This is a genomic window from Tateyamaria pelophila (genome assembly GCF_019966495.1).
Lineage (GTDB): Bacteria > Pseudomonadota > Alphaproteobacteria > Rhodobacterales > Rhodobacteraceae > Tateyamaria > Tateyamaria pelophila.
This window is the reverse complement of record NZ_JAIMIA010000123.1, coordinates 1-12,575: the sequence shown is the minus strand read 5'-3', so window position 1 is coordinate 12,575 and position 12,575 is coordinate 1. Positions and strand designations below refer to the sequence as shown.

The 12,575-nt window shown below is 58.1% G+C and carries 19 protein-coding genes and 2 pseudogenes; 17 read left to right on the top strand and 4 right to left on the bottom strand.

Translation table 11 applies throughout. The features are described from left to right. Window positions 1-336: 336 nt before the first annotated feature. The gene (locus LC354_RS22995) at window positions 337-1,398 is read left to right on the top strand and encodes an aromatic ring-hydroxylating oxygenase subunit alpha (protein WP_223428279.1); all 1,062 of its coding nucleotides are present in this window, start codon (window positions 337-339) and stop codon (window positions 1,396-1,398) included. A gap of 3 nt (window positions 1,399-1,401) precedes the next feature. Here LC354_RS22995 and LC354_RS22990 read toward each other — a convergent pair whose 3' ends face one another. From LC354_RS22990 to LC354_RS22980, 3 genes are read right to left on the bottom strand one after another with little or no spacing between them, the layout of a single operon-like run. Beyond that, on the bottom strand, window positions 1,402-2,160 hold the full coding sequence (locus LC354_RS22990; RefSeq protein WP_223428277.1) for an ABC transporter permease: 759 nt from the start codon (window positions 2,158-2,160) through the stop codon (window positions 1,402-1,404). Continuing rightward, window positions 2,157-2,951 (bottom strand): ABC transporter ATP-binding protein, encoded by a 795-nt coding sequence (locus tag LC354_RS22985; RefSeq protein ID WP_223428275.1) that lies wholly within the window; start codon window positions 2,949-2,951, stop codon window positions 2,157-2,159. The genes LC354_RS22990 and LC354_RS22985 overlap by 4 nt, the downstream gene beginning before the upstream one ends. Before the next feature lie 3 nt (window positions 2,952-2,954). Continuing rightward, window positions 2,955-3,956 (bottom strand): ABC transporter substrate-binding protein, encoded by a 1,002-nt coding sequence (locus tag LC354_RS22980; RefSeq protein WP_223428273.1) that lies wholly within the window; start codon window positions 3,954-3,956, stop codon window positions 2,955-2,957. Between the two features lie 722 nt (window positions 3,957-4,678). Between LC354_RS22980 and LC354_RS22975 the strand changes: the two genes are divergently transcribed. Next, window positions 4,679-4,942: a hypothetical protein gene (locus LC354_RS22975; RefSeq protein ID WP_223428271.1), complete on the top strand. Its 264-nt coding sequence runs from the start codon at window positions 4,679-4,681 to the stop codon at window positions 4,940-4,942. A gap of 8 nt (window positions 4,943-4,950) precedes the next feature. Here LC354_RS22975 and LC354_RS22970 read toward each other — a convergent pair whose 3' ends face one another. After that, window positions 4,951-5,112, bottom strand: a complete 162-nt coding sequence (locus LC354_RS22970) for a hypothetical protein (RefSeq protein ID WP_223428269.1) — start codon at window positions 5,110-5,112, stop codon at window positions 4,951-4,953. A 368-nt stretch (window positions 5,113-5,480) separates the two neighbouring features. Between LC354_RS22970 and LC354_RS28135 the strand changes: the two genes are divergently transcribed. The 15 genes and pseudogenes from LC354_RS28135 to LC354_RS22895 form a co-directional block, all read left to right on the top strand. Then, window positions 5,481-5,756 carry an AMP-binding protein gene (locus LC354_RS28135; RefSeq protein ID WP_399204184.1) on the top strand — a complete coding sequence of 92 codons (276 nt, stop codon included), beginning with the start codon at window positions 5,481-5,483 and terminating at the stop codon, window positions 5,754-5,756. Between the two features lie 36 nt (window positions 5,757-5,792). After that, a complete protein-coding gene (locus LC354_RS28130) occupies window positions 5,793-6,053 on the top strand; it encodes a hypothetical protein (protein ID WP_399204182.1) in 261 nt (86 codons plus the stop codon). Then, complete coding sequence (locus LC354_RS22955; RefSeq protein WP_223428266.1) at window positions 6,044-6,277, top strand: hypothetical protein; 234 nt, start codon at window positions 6,044-6,046, stop codon at window positions 6,275-6,277. Before LC354_RS28130 ends, LC354_RS22955 begins: the two co-directional genes overlap by 10 nt. Before the next feature lie 82 nt (window positions 6,278-6,359). Then, window positions 6,360-6,530, top strand: a pseudogene (locus LC354_RS28125) (AMP-binding protein); the annotation flags it as partial. A gap of 18 nt (window positions 6,531-6,548) precedes the next feature. After that, a complete protein-coding gene (locus LC354_RS22945) occupies window positions 6,549-6,782 on the top strand; it encodes a hypothetical protein (protein WP_223428264.1) in 234 nt (77 codons plus the stop codon). Continuing rightward, complete coding sequence (locus LC354_RS22940) at window positions 6,718-7,263, top strand: hypothetical protein (protein ID WP_223428262.1); 546 nt, start codon at window positions 6,718-6,720, stop codon at window positions 7,261-7,263. The genes LC354_RS22945 and LC354_RS22940 overlap by 65 nt, the downstream gene beginning before the upstream one ends. Continuing rightward, window positions 7,235-7,507: a hypothetical protein gene (locus tag LC354_RS22935; protein ID WP_223428260.1), complete on the top strand. Its 273-nt coding sequence runs from the start codon at window positions 7,235-7,237 to the stop codon at window positions 7,505-7,507. Before LC354_RS22940 ends, LC354_RS22935 begins: the two co-directional genes overlap by 29 nt. Before the next feature lie 25 nt (window positions 7,508-7,532). Further along, entirely contained in the window at window positions 7,533-7,832 is a 300-nt protein-coding gene (locus LC354_RS22930; RefSeq protein WP_223428258.1) for a hypothetical protein, read from the top strand. Window positions 7,833-8,031: 199 nt separating this feature from the next. Continuing rightward, window positions 8,032-8,370 carry a hypothetical protein gene (locus tag LC354_RS22925; protein ID WP_223428255.1) on the top strand — a complete coding sequence of 113 codons (339 nt, stop codon included), beginning with the start codon at window positions 8,032-8,034 and terminating at the stop codon, window positions 8,368-8,370. 848 nt (window positions 8,371-9,218) lie between these two features. Then, window positions 9,219-9,875 (top strand): TRAP transporter small permease, encoded by a 657-nt coding sequence (locus tag LC354_RS22920; RefSeq protein WP_223428253.1) that lies wholly within the window; start codon window positions 9,219-9,221, stop codon window positions 9,873-9,875. 19 nt (window positions 9,876-9,894) lie between these two features. Further along, on the top strand, window positions 9,895-10,092 hold the full coding sequence (locus tag LC354_RS22915; RefSeq protein WP_223428251.1) for a hypothetical protein: 198 nt from the start codon (window positions 9,895-9,897) through the stop codon (window positions 10,090-10,092). A 128-nt stretch (window positions 10,093-10,220) separates the two neighbouring features. Continuing rightward, entirely contained in the window at window positions 10,221-10,655 is a 435-nt protein-coding gene (locus LC354_RS22910) for a hypothetical protein (protein ID WP_223428250.1), read from the top strand. Continuing rightward, window positions 10,639-11,223 (top strand): TRAP transporter large permease subunit, encoded by a 585-nt coding sequence (locus LC354_RS22905; RefSeq protein WP_223428249.1) that lies wholly within the window; start codon window positions 10,639-10,641, stop codon window positions 11,221-11,223. Before LC354_RS22910 ends, LC354_RS22905 begins: the two co-directional genes overlap by 17 nt. 131 nt (window positions 11,224-11,354) lie before the next feature. Further along, window positions 11,355-11,756 carry a hypothetical protein gene (locus LC354_RS22900; RefSeq protein WP_223428248.1) on the top strand — a complete coding sequence of 134 codons (402 nt, stop codon included), beginning with the start codon at window positions 11,355-11,357 and terminating at the stop codon, window positions 11,754-11,756. A gap of 143 nt (window positions 11,757-11,899) precedes the next feature. Further along, a pseudogene (locus tag LC354_RS22895) lies at window positions 11,900-12,425 on the top strand (transposase); the annotation flags it as partial. Window positions 12,426-12,575: the final 150 nt, after the last annotated feature.

The window sequence follows — 12,575 nt, the reverse complement described above, 5'->3', positions numbered from 1 at the left end:
AACGCATGATCTTCTCTCCTGAATTTTGAAACCATACCGCCACAGCGGGTTTCAAAATTCAGGAGAGAAGATCAGAGAAAGATTCGCTGAAGCGGACCGGCTAGAAGCCGGTGGCTTCGATCCATTAGGTGGAAAGTGAATCGGATGAAGCAGATTACGACCAGTTGCTACAGAAACCCCATATCCTCGTGTTGCAGGGCCACATAACGTGTCAAAACGGTGGCTCACACCGATAAAATTACGCGAAAGAGAATGCCCCGAACGGGTTTGATGTCGACTTTTGAATATATGTCTCAAATGATCGAAGGCTGACGTCGCAATCAACGGATCGAGAAAATGCAAAAGGACTCAAGACCGACTGACGTTCATTCAGGACCGAGCCAAGGCGCCATCGACCAGTTCGTCACAGGCATGGCCGCGTTCTGGCAACCGGTTGCGCGGTCCGAAGACGTGACCGAACATGCCATCCACCCTGTTGAACTTCTGGGGAAACCAATCGCGCTGGCGCGGCTTGACGGTGTACTGACGGCGGTGCTTGATGTCTGCCGTCATTATCAGGCGCGCCTCAGCCTCGGAGAGATTGCGACGATTGATGGCAAACAGGCGATCCAGTGCCCTTACCATGGTTGGGCCTATGGGCATGGCGGAGCATGTGTGCGCATTCCCCAGTTTCCTGAGGGGCGAAAGATACCGCCTGCTGCGGCGGTGCCCTCCTTTCTCGTCGCGGAAACGTTGGGACTGGTCTGGGTTTGCCTCACGGATCGCCCGATCTTTGATTTGCCTGCATTTCCGGAGTACGAAGATCCGGCCTTTCGCGTCGTCACGCTGGATGAGGACGTGCCGTCCAAAACTGCATCGACCCGCATGATCATGGGCACGCTGGATGATACCCATTTTCCATGGGTCCACGAGGGAATCCTGGGCGAACGGGACAAACCCGCACCACCGGACCACACGGTTGCCCGTGATGGCTCGGTTCTGAAAGTCAGCTATGAGACCATGCAGCCCGCATCCTTGTCTTCTGGCGGGACGACCGGTGCCGATGTCGGGATCAGATATGACAATGAAGTGCATATGCCCAATGTCATCAGGCTGGCCAAGGACACGCCGTCAGGGCGTTATATCGTTTGGCTGGCGACATGCCCTGTGGATCACAAGACGTGCCGCAATTTCTGGACCTTCGCGCGCGACTACGATCTTGATCCCGCGCAGGACGAAGCCTACCGCGCCTTTTCCACTCATGTACGCCAGCAAGACAAGCCGATTATCGAAAGCCAGCGTCCATGGCTCTTGCCGCCCTTCTGGACCCAGATCGAAATGCCATTGCGCCCCGGGGACCTGCCGATCATCGAATATCAGAAATGGCTTGAGGAACTCGGCGTCGGTGGCGAAATATAGAGGTCAGGCGCTGCGATCCGCCCAGCCTGCAAATGTCTTTTCGAGTGCGACGACGATGTAATAAAGTACGATCCCAAGAAAGGCTAAAGCGATGAGAACCGCGAACATCAGCGGATAATCCGAATTGGTCTTTCCACTGTCGAACAAAGCACCCAGCCCCCGGCCATGCGGCGAGACGATCTCCATCAGGTTGGTGCCGATGAAGGCGAGTGTAACAGAGACTTTCAGGGCGCCGAAGAACTCAGGCAGTGTCTTGGGCAGCGCGATCTTCCAGAAAATCTGGGATTGCGACGCACCAAGCGCACGCAGGATATCGCGGTATTCAGGCTCAAGTGTCGACAGGCCGATGGAGACGGAGACCGCAATGGGAAAGAAACTGATCATGAAGGCGATCAGGATCGTGTTGAAATCATGCCAGCCCACAAACATCAGCGCAACAATGGGCACGACGGTGGCCTTTGGTACGGCGTTGAAGCCTACCAGAAGCGGATAAAGCGCATCGCGCATGACACGCGAAAACCCCATCACCATGCCCAGAGCTGTCCCGAATATCACCGCCAGAAGCAGCCCCACGACAGTCCGCCACAGGGTCTGCCACCCCATGGTCAGGAACAATTCCCAATACCGCTCATAGGCCGGCAGAAGGTCACTGGGTGAAGCCATGCGGAAGTTTGGCCAGCCCATCGCCCAGACCAACAGCTCCCACAAGATCAGGAACACAATGATCGCGGCCGTTGGCACCAGGATTTTTTGTGCGGTCATGCGACGTCCTTGGCCGGTACGCGACCTTGCGCAACTTCGATCTGGTGGCGCAGGATGTTCAGCATCTCTGCGGCTTCAGGTGTATAAAGATGATCCAGCGTGCGAATGCCGGTGTCGGGCACATCCAGCGTAAACTGCGTCCGCGCGGGCCGTCCGGACAAGACGACGACCTGATCGGCAAGGAAGATCGATTCCCGCAGGTCATGGGTGATCAGCACGGCGGTAAACGGCTCTTCGGCCTTGACCTTGTGCATGGTCTGCCACAGGTCTTCGCGCGTGAAAGCATCAAGCGCACCAAAGGGTTCGTCAAGGATCAGAACTTCGGGCTGGTGGATCAGCGACCGACAGAGCGACGCACGCTGTTTCATGCCGCCCGACAACTCCGACGGTCGTTTGTTTTCGAAACCTTCAAGGCCGACAAGCGCTAACAACTTGCGCGCCCGGTCCTGTTTTTCGGTTTTCGACAAGGGGGACGCTACAATTTCGAGGGGCAACAGCACATTGTCGAGGATTGTGCGCCATTCAAGCAGAACAGGGTTCTGAAACGCCATCCCCACATTCGCGCGCGGCCCGGTCACCCGAGCGCCATGCACGAAAACCGAGCCTTCATCCGGGATCAACAACCCCGCGATCAATCGTGTCAGCGTTGATTTTCCGCACCCGGACGGGCCCACAACCGCGACGAATCCGCCTTCCGGCACAGACACTTCCAACCCGTCCAGAACTGGAAGCGGGCCGGAAGCTGTCTGGAAGGTGTGCCGAACGTCGGCAATTTCGATGAGGTTTTCCATATCTCAATCAGACAGGGAAAACCCACCCTCGGGCATGTACGCATTGGTGAAGTATTTCGATGCATCGGGAGGCGACGCGAATTCATAGGTGGTCGCGATCTGTTCGAGCGACGCGGCAAAGCGGGCGTCGTCAATCAACCCGAAACCGTTCGCGGCCACTTCGTCCGTCAGCACATTGGCGTCCAGCGCAAGCTCGAGGCGCCGTTGTTCCAGGGCGGGATCAGCGGCGGGGTTGCGCTCCAGCAGCATCGGTATGACAGCGGCAGGATCCGCGACCGCAGCGGCCCAGCCTTCGGCGGTCGCCTCAAGGAAGCTCTTGATGATATCCGGGTTTTCAGAGGCGTAGTCCGAGTTCACAATGATCACGTTGCCATAGAGATCGACGCCGTAATCGGCCATCAGGATCGTCACGAGGTCGTCCTCGGGCACCCCGAGGCGGGCCGCGTTCAAAAAGGAGGTAAACGAAAACCCGGTGATCGCGGCCACATTGCCTTCGGCCAACATGGGCTCGCGCGTCGGAAAGCCGACGGGTTCGACGGTGATGGAGTCGACATCAAGGTCATTTTCCGCGGCAAAGATTGGGAACTGCGCCCATGCCCCATCAGGGGGTGGCGCACCAAGCACCTTGCCTTCGAGGCTTTTGGGCCCATCGATACCAAGCGATTTGCGCCCGATGATGGCGAAGGGTGGCTTGTTGTAGATCATCATCGCAGCGATGACCGGTGCATCGGGGTTCTGATCGAGGAAACGAACGAGACTGTTGATATCAGCCTGCCCCACCGCAAATGCGCCCGTCGCCACTTTGGGAATCGCATCAAGCGACCCGGTGCCAGCTTCGATGGTAACGTTGAGATCGCGCGCCGCATAGTAACCATTATCGATGGCGGCAAAGAAAGGCGCTGCCGGCCCTTCGAATTTCCAATCAAGCGCAAATGGAAGATCGGTTTGCGCCTGAACAGCCGTTGCCCCCAAAAGGCCAAATGCGATCATTGAACGTAAGAACATTATGGTTTCCTCTGTGTCTGCGTTTGTTCGTCCGAAACGCCGCGTTTGAGCAACCATACTCAATGAGCGCCATCGTGCATTGTCCACGGTGCTGAATGTAGAAGCAAACGCGTCCGCTGCTCCGTTGATCGGTTTTGCTTATTTTTTGCGCCTGTCGCACAAATATAAGTCGATTTATAAACCGAGTCTGACTGACTGAAAGCGGCCACCCTTCGGCATGCGCCCTCCGATAAATGTCTGGGGCTTAGGCTGATGACAACTTCATCGGAACGATCGTCGCTGTCCCATCGCGCAGAGTTGGTCACGCTGATGCATCCGCGCGAGATACTGGCAACCCATTACCTCATCCCCGAACTGTTAAAAGTGGGTTCGGCCGTCTGCGTCCAAGGGTCCCGCGCTGCTGGCAATGACCTGCGGCTGGAACTTGAACTCGCCGTTCTTGAGGTTGATGCTGGCACTGCATTCTTGAAGGATCGCGGCGATGAGCAGATCAATCTTTTAGGCAATTCGGGGCTTGGCCTTTTCGCCTGTTACGCAGAGCAGGCCAACCTCGCGCCAGAGAGAAACGCCTGCCGGGCACCCGGTCAAGCTGTCGAACGCGCCGCTGGCCAAACCCGGTCTGATGGTTTTTTGCGCACCGCATTCGGGCCAGGGCATTTAGCTCATCAACTCGCTGCCCCCCCGGTAACGAACGAAAACGACCTGCTTTCCATTGATCCGCCTTGTTCCTGTTCTCCTCCGAGAACCGGTACGACCCCGACGGCGCGCACTACGATACGGCTTTGATAGCGCGCTATCGCGCGGCGCAACGCGACCACGTGGAGCGGATTGACACCATAGCCCGCGAGATGGTGCGGGCCCGCAAGGCCGCGAAAGCAGGTGCCGTCGATGACGTCACGGCGCAAACCGCTGGCTGGCAGAACATGTTCAAAGTGCCGCGCACCGGTACCGATCTGCGCAACTGGCACCTGACCCTTGACCCTTGACCCGACTATCACAGCCTTGGTTCGCTCCAGGGGCAGGTCTCGTGCAGGCCCAACATGAACGGCGTCGGCTTCGGCAAGGTCTGTATGCCGGAAAGCTGGCTGTCCACCTGGTCAGGTCTCACGTCAAAGGCCAGCGTCTTGCGCTGTGCGCCCATGATCGACCAGCCCAAATTCATAATCCGTTAGGCCGCCGATACCTGTGTGTTCCCTGAGGAATTGGACGAAACCTATGCCGCCATGGGCACACAGGACAAGGCCTGCGTCGTTGTACGCAGCACGCACCACGGACAGCCGTTGAGCGCGGCCAGTATGTCGCGGGAGCGACCATCCGAGACTGGCTGAGCGACAGGCTCCTGACCTGACGCCATTGAAATGGGAAGAAAAGACCATGACATTTGCACCAAAGGCCATGGTCGAGGGTGTCGACTACCCGGCCCCCTCGGGCATGAAGCATTAGGCCGAGGTCGGTGCGATCATCGAAGAAACCCTGGCCGACGGGTTTCGCACAGCAGTTGCCGCCCATCCTGACCGCGATGCCGTGCTCTGGCTGGGTGGCACATATAATTGTACCGAGTTCGATGAAGTGACCGAAAAAGTCGCTGCCGGTCTTCTGGGTCTTGGCCTGAACCCGCGCGACCGCGTCATCTTTCAGCTGACGAACACGTCCGAAACACTGATTTGCTTCATCGCCTGCTGGAAGATCGGGTATCTGGGCGTTTTGGTGGCGCCAAAGCGCATCTCGTCGAAACCTATGGGGCGAAATTCGGTTTCACGGCCTTCGCGCACAAGATGCAAGGGCTTGTCCCAGAGATGAACCTCATTGTTTCCACACGCGGTCCCGGTGGCGACGATGTCGTTGATCTGGGTGACCTCATGCAGGGTGGTCTCGACGCGGCGCGCCGCGGTTGCCGACACCCCGCAGGACCCGTTTCAAGGGACAGCGTTCCAGCAATCGGGTGGGACCGCCGACGTGCCCAAGATCATTCCGCGCATTCATTCCGAATACCTCTACAACATGCGCCTCGTGGCGGCGTTCAAAGGCTGGACCACCAAGGATCGGTTTTTCGTGCCGATGCCTTTTGCGCACAACCTGAACATGGGATGCGGCTGAGGACCTATCATCATGCCCGACGGTACGGTGATCGCGATACCGCGGGTCGATCAGCAGGCGATGCGCGCGCCCCACAACCCTTGCGCCACACGGTCATCGGGGCGGCGAAACCCATCGCAATGCGGATGAAGTCGGAGATTGCCGAAAGCCATATTCCCACCGCAAACCTGCGCGGAACCTTCTCCTCCAAGCCGCAGAGATCATCGACTTCGACATGGGCGTGACCGGGCATCATATCTTTGGCATGATCGAGGGTACGATCATGTTCACCCGTAAGGCGACAGTGAGTTTGTCCGCTTTGAGACCTGCGGCGCGCCAATCTCAGAGCATGACAGAGTCCACCTGCTCGACCCCGGAACCGAAAACGAGGTGCCGGATGGCGAGATCGGCGAATTGGCCATCTTTGGCCCCTGTTCCATTCGCGGCTATTACAACGCACCTGAACGCAATGCGGACGCGTTCACGTCCGACGGATAGTATCGCTCCGGCGACTTGATGAAGGCCCATGTCATCGACGGAGTGAAGTTCTACACTTTCGAAGGTCGCATCAAGAACGTGGTCGATCGCGCAGGCGAAAAGGTCAACTGCGAAGAGGTGGAGCGCGCCATGATGGCCCATCCGACCTTCACCGACGTCGCCCTTGTGGGCATACCGTCGCCGACACATGGCCAGCGCATCCGCCTTTACGCGGTTGCTGGAAAGAACGGCGCGCTGCCCCGACGTCAATGAGCTTGCCGCGTTCCCAAAGGACGCAGGGCTTGCCGTCTTCAAATGGTCCGAGCGGATCGAGCCCATCGATGCGTTGCCTCTGACCAAGGTGGGCAAACGCGACAAGGTCGCGCTGCGCAAGATGATCGCCAAGACAATCGCCGCCGAAGACGCCGCGCAGGCGAGCAGACTCTCATCCTGCGAAGTGAAAAGGCCCAAAATCAATGTATTGGGCGGTGACCCGTCAGGTCTCCATTTTGCATATCTGACCAAGCTCGAATCGACGGATGCCGAGAGCTTTGCGAAACTGCAGTCCATTACAAAATCGCTGGAAAATCAGGAGATCATCCCGGACGGCGCGCCCGTTTCGATCAAAGGACAGGCCTGTGGCAGCGCGGTCAAATGGCTGGAACTGCTCCGAATGCTGCAGGGCATCTGCGCAGGTGTGGGTGTCAACATTCTGCACAACGTGGATGTCTCCGATACCAGCGACGCTGGATGACGCCGATCCGGTCGTTGGTGCCGATGGGGCCAATTCAACCCTGTGCCGGGCCCATGACGATACTCTCGGCACCCACGGCAGCCAGCTTTCCAACGCCTTTGCCTGGTACGGGGCCGAACGGTTGCATCACCGCCCGACATTGAGCTTCCGCAGTGAAGGCGGCGCGGTGCCTTCTGCGCACTATTATCCGTATGCCGACAACATGTGCACCAATGTGACGGAATGCGATCACGCGGCTTGGTAAGGCTTCGGGTTTACGCGGATGACGGATGATCAGCGTCAACCCTTTGTCGATGATCTCTACGGCAGATCTGCAAGGCCAACCGCTCATCTCGAACGAACCTGAGTTGCGGTATTTCCAGCCTGTCTGGAATGACAACTGGACCCATGGCCATCGTGTGCTGATCGGGTATGGGGTGCGGCACGCGCATTTTTCCATCGGCTCAGGCACAAGGATCACGATGGAGGATTCCATCGCCCTCGTCAAAGCGCTGGAGAGCGAAAATGAAATTCCCGCAGCGCTCGATGCCTGTACCGCGGCGCGCAGGAGCTATCGGACGCCGACTTGAACTTGATGGGATACGCCTGTCTCGTGGCACTCATGTGCCAGGGCCTGGGCAACCACCGGACCTCCAAGACAAACCTCGAGGGTGCCATCGCGGCGGGGCAAAAAGACATCCCTGTCGTCTCCTCCGTCGGAGCGCTTATTGATTGGGTGCCAAGCGTGTCAGTCTTCTGATGCCTTACATGAAGCCGCTCGCATAGCGCGTGACGGACTATGTCGCCCACGAAGGCTTTGAGATTCACGGCAGCCTCGTGCTGGAAACCGAGGACAACCTTGAGGTTGCCGCCCACGATCCGATGGCATTGATCAAAGATGTCAAACGGTTCGATACGAAGGGCGTAGATGTCGTGGTGCTGTCGTGGAGCGTGCAGATGCCATCACTGCACGCCTTTGCCGCGGTCGAGGCCACCCTTGGCATTCCCGTCACATCCGCCGGGGCCTGCACAGTGCGCGCGATGTTCATGCAGATAAAGCTCGAACCCGTTGCGTCGGCTGCGGGCGCGATCCTCGCCCCGGCGTTGCGCCCGGGCGCCTTAAGATGATCACAGAAAACACGTAGGGAGGAGGGCCAACATGAAACGACTGACAACCCTTGCCACCGCTACCGCCATGGCGCTGACCGCACGCATGGCACTTGCGCAGACAAATATCCGAATGCTCAAGACATGAGATGCCCGCTATTCCGGCTCCGTCGTGATCTGCGACCGCTTTGCGGAACTTCTGACCGAAGCCTCCGGAGGCGAGATCACGGTGCAGGTTTCGGGACCAGAGACCTTTCGGCCACTGGCACAGCCTGAGCCAAAAAAGTTGGGCCTGTTCCAGGTGCTGTGCACATACCTTGGGTTCCACACCGGGTCCGCCACGCTGCTCTCTAGCCTTGAAAGCATCCGCCCGGATGCGTCGGCTTTCAGAGCCTCGAACGCAAAGGAGGTCGTGCGCGAAATGTACGCCCCCCAGACTGCATGCGTTTTCTGTGTCTTTGACACACGGTTACTGGATTTATCTCAATCGTGATTTGTCAGGGCAGGTGATCTTTCAGGTATGCAGATCCTCGCGTTGCCGCCTCAGAACCCCGGCATCAGCTCCGTTGGCGGGAATCAGGTGGTTCTGCCCCAGCGGAAATGTTCAGCGCCCTTAAGCGTTGCGTCGTGGATGGGGCCCTGTTCCACGCCGCTCGGGCAACGGGCTACGGTTTCGCCGAAGTCACGGACCGCTAATTCAAGATCGACGTATCGGCACCCCATGTCATTCTCGTGAACCAGGTCTGGGATGCGTGGCCTGAAGATGGGTGTGCGGTTTTTGAGGCGCAGGCGTTTGTTCTGGATGACGAAATATCGGGGTTCCACGACCGTTTAATGCAAAAGAGCAGGAAAAGCTCGCCGCCGCAGGCATGGAACTGCTGACCCTGAGTGACGAGGTCAGCCATAACATGACTGATGGCATCGCATTGTGGTCCTGGACGTTTGCCGAAACCCGCGATGACGAATTCGCAATGCGGCTGTGCGGAGGCGTCGAGGAGGCCGGTCAGCTGCGCGAACAGCCGTTGAAGCGGGTCCGGGTTGAGCCTTTCAGCCCGGACCCAACTTTGGGAGCGGGGCATATGCTCGCGAAGTTCGAACTGATGCACAACCGGCTCAGCGACATTGGATTGTGGTGCAGCATGGCGGCCTTGATCAGCATCGCCACCCTAACCTTCGTTGCGACCATGTCGCGTAACTTTTTCAATGCGCCGATCGCATGGGCACCGGACAGGTCAGGTTATTTGCTCGCTTGCTCGATCTTTGTGACCACGTCGGCGGTGTCCCGTCATGGCCAAAATGTGGCAATGGACATCCTCGCCACAATTTTCACCGGGCCAATTAGCCGGCGCCGCCCTTGTCGCCACGTTCCGGGTCCTGATCACCATAAGCTGGATTATCTGGAATTCTCTCGCTTCTGCATTTGCGGCCGGTACGGCCACGGCGGCAGGGTATCCTATCTCGCGATGTTGGATGCTGCATCGGATCGTTACCAGACGGCCGGCACCGCGCGCGCTGCTCCAAAATAGCTCGGGAGGACCCTGAGCCATGCCAATCTGTGCAGGTGTCTTAGTGCTCGCGGGGCTCTTCCTCCTGAGTATGCCGGTCTTCGCGGCCTTCTTCAGCTTCAACATATTTGCGGCGCTCTCGCTCATGGGTCCGCAGATGCTGTCGATTATTGCGGTGTCAATCCTGGATTCGGTGACCACTTCGGAGTTGGTGACGATCCCGCTGTTTGTCCTTTAGGGGAGTTACTGTCTCGGTTGGGGCGCATCCGGGGCCGGCAATATGTGATTTTGGTTGTGATCTCCGAATTGCTCGGCACGTTCTCAGGCTCTGTGATTGCTGTCGCTGCGATGCTCGAACGGACCGTCATGGCCGAAGGCATGGAGCGGGGCGGCGACAAATATCTGCTGGCCAATCTGGTTCTGGGGGACCTGCCTCGCACCGATCATCCCGCCCAGTTTCTTGTGGTGCTGATCGGGGTACTGTCGGGGACTTCGATTTCTGCGCTTCTTGCCTCAGGTGTCGTACCGGGTGTCGCGGCAGGACTGTTATTCTTCGTCTATGCCCAGTTCGTGCTCTGGCGCGACACATCGCGCGACATTGTCCTGGCGCTCAATGCCAAAAAGGGCTCGGTCTTAGAGGCGAACCGGTCAGTGCTTCCTTTTTCCAACGTTATTTCTGCGGTTTTGGGGGCTGATCCTATTCGATGTGACCACACCGAACGAATCTGCAGCCTGCGGCGTTTTCGGAGCGCTTGCCGTCGCCACAATCTATCGCAAGCTGTCGATGTTCATACGGGTTGAAGCCCTGAAAGTGTCGATCCTGATGTCCGCCATGATCAGCTTCTTCGGTTTTGATCCGCTGTTATTCTGGACGCTGTTCCTGCGGAACCTGATGCTCGGGGCTGTCACGCCACTTTTCGGATACGCGCTTTTCGCTTTTGGCGCTTCAAGCCCGGCCGAGGCGCGGTTGCGGGATATCTACGGCGCGTCCTGGTCCTTTATCGGGTTGATCATTGTGACGCTGGTTCTGGACTGGATTTTCCCCGGATTTGCCACCTGTCTGCCGTCACGGTTGTGGGCCGCGCAGGCCCGCAAAGTGATCCGGCAGCGCTTCTTGGCCCAACTCGAAAACGTCGTCAGAACGTATCCGCGCGAAGTCACGCAGGCCGAATCCGAGGCCCGGCATGTCTCCTGTTGGATGCGTCTCGGCGCGTTCAATCAGGAAGGCCTGATGGGCAGAGGGTTCGAGCCGCGTCAGAAGATCGGCGTAGAAGCGATTGAGAGTGGCCGACGCAAGATCATCCTTGCTCCCGACATGGTCGTGGAGCGCGGCCGGCCGGACGCCCAACTGCTTTGCAAGGTGAAGTAACGCATCTCGTCGATTGATTGAGTCCGCGCGGCCTCAGAGGCGAGGTCCACAACCATATCGCGGTTCAGCAGGCCATCGCTGCCGCTGCTGCTTGACCGGGGCCGCCCGCGTTTCCGCTCTACTGTTCCGTGTTGTGCCATGCTGTTAATTGGCACAGTGACAATTTACTTGGCGAGCGCGACGACGCCCCCAAGGCCAAGAGCTTCAACGACGCCATGGGCGTGGGCTCGGGCGATCTGACCGGAACGCGCCATGCATCCGAAGATGCCGTGAAAGTCGTGCTTCGTGGGGGCGATCACACGGCGCGGCCAACCTGGAAGCTGATCGAGACGGTGGAGTATTATTGTGACGCTCTTGCGATTCCGCTGGTGCATGCGATCAGCAAGCGCGGTTGGGGCCCCCTCGGTCACCACGATTTCCTGCATTTCTTCTTTGATGCGGGCAAAGGGGACACCGTCGCTTTCTTCTATTACATCGGAAGCGAACAGCCCGAGCGCTATGTGCCGCAGGAGAACCATTTCAATTTTCGCTAACCACACCGCCTTGGCCGTGGAACCGGAGGAGGAGTTGATCGCATGGAGGGAAACGCTGGAGGGTCGGAGCATAAAAGTTGACCTGCTCCCCTGAAAAGTCCGGTGTTTTTTGTTAGCCTGTTCTCCAACTGCGGAGACAGACGATGAAGAGAATCCGTTTCAGCGAAGAACAGATCATTGGGATATTGAAAGAGCATGAGGCAGGGCTTGGTGCGAAGGAACTGAGCCGCAAGCTTGGTGTCAGCGAGGCGACGTTTTACAAATGGCGATCCAAGTATGGCGGTATGGAAGTGTCGGATGCGAAGAAGCTGAAGGCGCTTGAGGTTGAGAATGCCAAGCTGAAGAAACTCTTGGCCGAGCAGATGATGGATGTGTCGACGCTCGAGGAAATGCTGGAAAAAACTTTTGAGGCCCGGTGCGCGACGCAGAGCTGGGAGCTGGGCCATGACAGAGAAGCGATAGAACCAGAAGCGCGCCTGCGCCTTGGCCGGGATTGACCCGCGTGTTTATCGGCGTGTGTCGAAGCGGCCAGCGGATACCGAGCTGCGCGGTCGGCTGAAGGGGCTGTCATCTGAACGACGGCGGTTTGGGTATCGACGCCTGCACATTCTGCTGAAGCGCGAGGGGTGGCATGTTAATTGGAAGAAGTTGTATCGGATCTACCGTGAACCGACATTCCCCAAGTGGCCTGCCATCTGACGCGAAGATTGCCTGATCAGGCCTGTGGATCAAGTATCTCTTTCCTCTGAGGGTCTCCGGAGTTGCGGAAACGCCTGAAGGCGGGTGCCTTATGCTTCGAAGCGATGCTGTGCTGGCCCG

What these genes read in the sequence shown, in the direction of transcription:
- LC354_RS22990 (WP_223428277.1), bottom strand. Translation starts at nt 2,160, where the DNA reads ATGACCGCACAAAAAATCCTGGTGCCAACGGCCGCGATCATTGTGTTC.
- LC354_RS22910 (WP_223428250.1), top strand. Translation starts at nt 10,221, where the DNA reads ATGGCCGAAGGCATGGAGCGGGGCGGCGACAAATATCTGCTGGCCAAT.
- LC354_RS22915 (WP_223428251.1), top strand. Translation starts at nt 9,895, where the DNA reads ATGCCAATCTGTGCAGGTGTCTTAGTGCTCGCGGGGCTCTTCCTCCTG.
- LC354_RS22980 (WP_223428273.1), bottom strand. Translation starts at nt 3,956, where the DNA reads ATGTTCTTACGTTCAATGATCGCATTTGGCCTTTTGGGGGCAACGGCT.
- LC354_RS22920 (WP_223428253.1), top strand. Translation starts at nt 9,219, where the DNA reads ATGGAACTGCTGACCCTGAGTGACGAGGTCAGCCATAACATGACTGAT.
- LC354_RS22985 (WP_223428275.1), bottom strand. Translation starts at nt 2,951, where the DNA reads ATGGAAAACCTCATCGAAATTGCCGACGTTCGGCACACCTTCCAGACA.
- LC354_RS22940 (WP_223428262.1), top strand. Translation starts at nt 6,718, where the DNA reads ATGGCCAGCGCATCCGCCTTTACGCGGTTGCTGGAAAGAACGGCGCGC.
- LC354_RS22930 (WP_223428258.1), top strand. Translation starts at nt 7,533, where the DNA reads ATGATCAGCGTCAACCCTTTGTCGATGATCTCTACGGCAGATCTGCAA.
- LC354_RS22995 (WP_223428279.1), top strand. Translation starts at nt 337, where the DNA reads ATGCAAAAGGACTCAAGACCGACTGACGTTCATTCAGGACCGAGCCAA.
- LC354_RS22905 (WP_223428249.1), top strand. Translation starts at nt 10,639, where the DNA reads ATGTTCATACGGGTTGAAGCCCTGAAAGTGTCGATCCTGATGTCCGCC.
- LC354_RS28130 (WP_399204182.1), top strand. Translation starts at nt 5,793, where the DNA reads ATGTCGTTGATCTGGGTGACCTCATGCAGGGTGGTCTCGACGCGGCGC.
- LC354_RS22955 (WP_223428266.1), top strand. Translation starts at nt 6,044, where the DNA reads ATGCGGCTGAGGACCTATCATCATGCCCGACGGTACGGTGATCGCGAT.
- LC354_RS22945 (WP_223428264.1), top strand. Translation starts at nt 6,549, where the DNA reads ATGAAGGCCCATGTCATCGACGGAGTGAAGTTCTACACTTTCGAAGGT.
- LC354_RS22935 (WP_223428260.1), top strand. Translation starts at nt 7,235, where the DNA reads ATGTCTCCGATACCAGCGACGCTGGATGACGCCGATCCGGTCGTTGGT.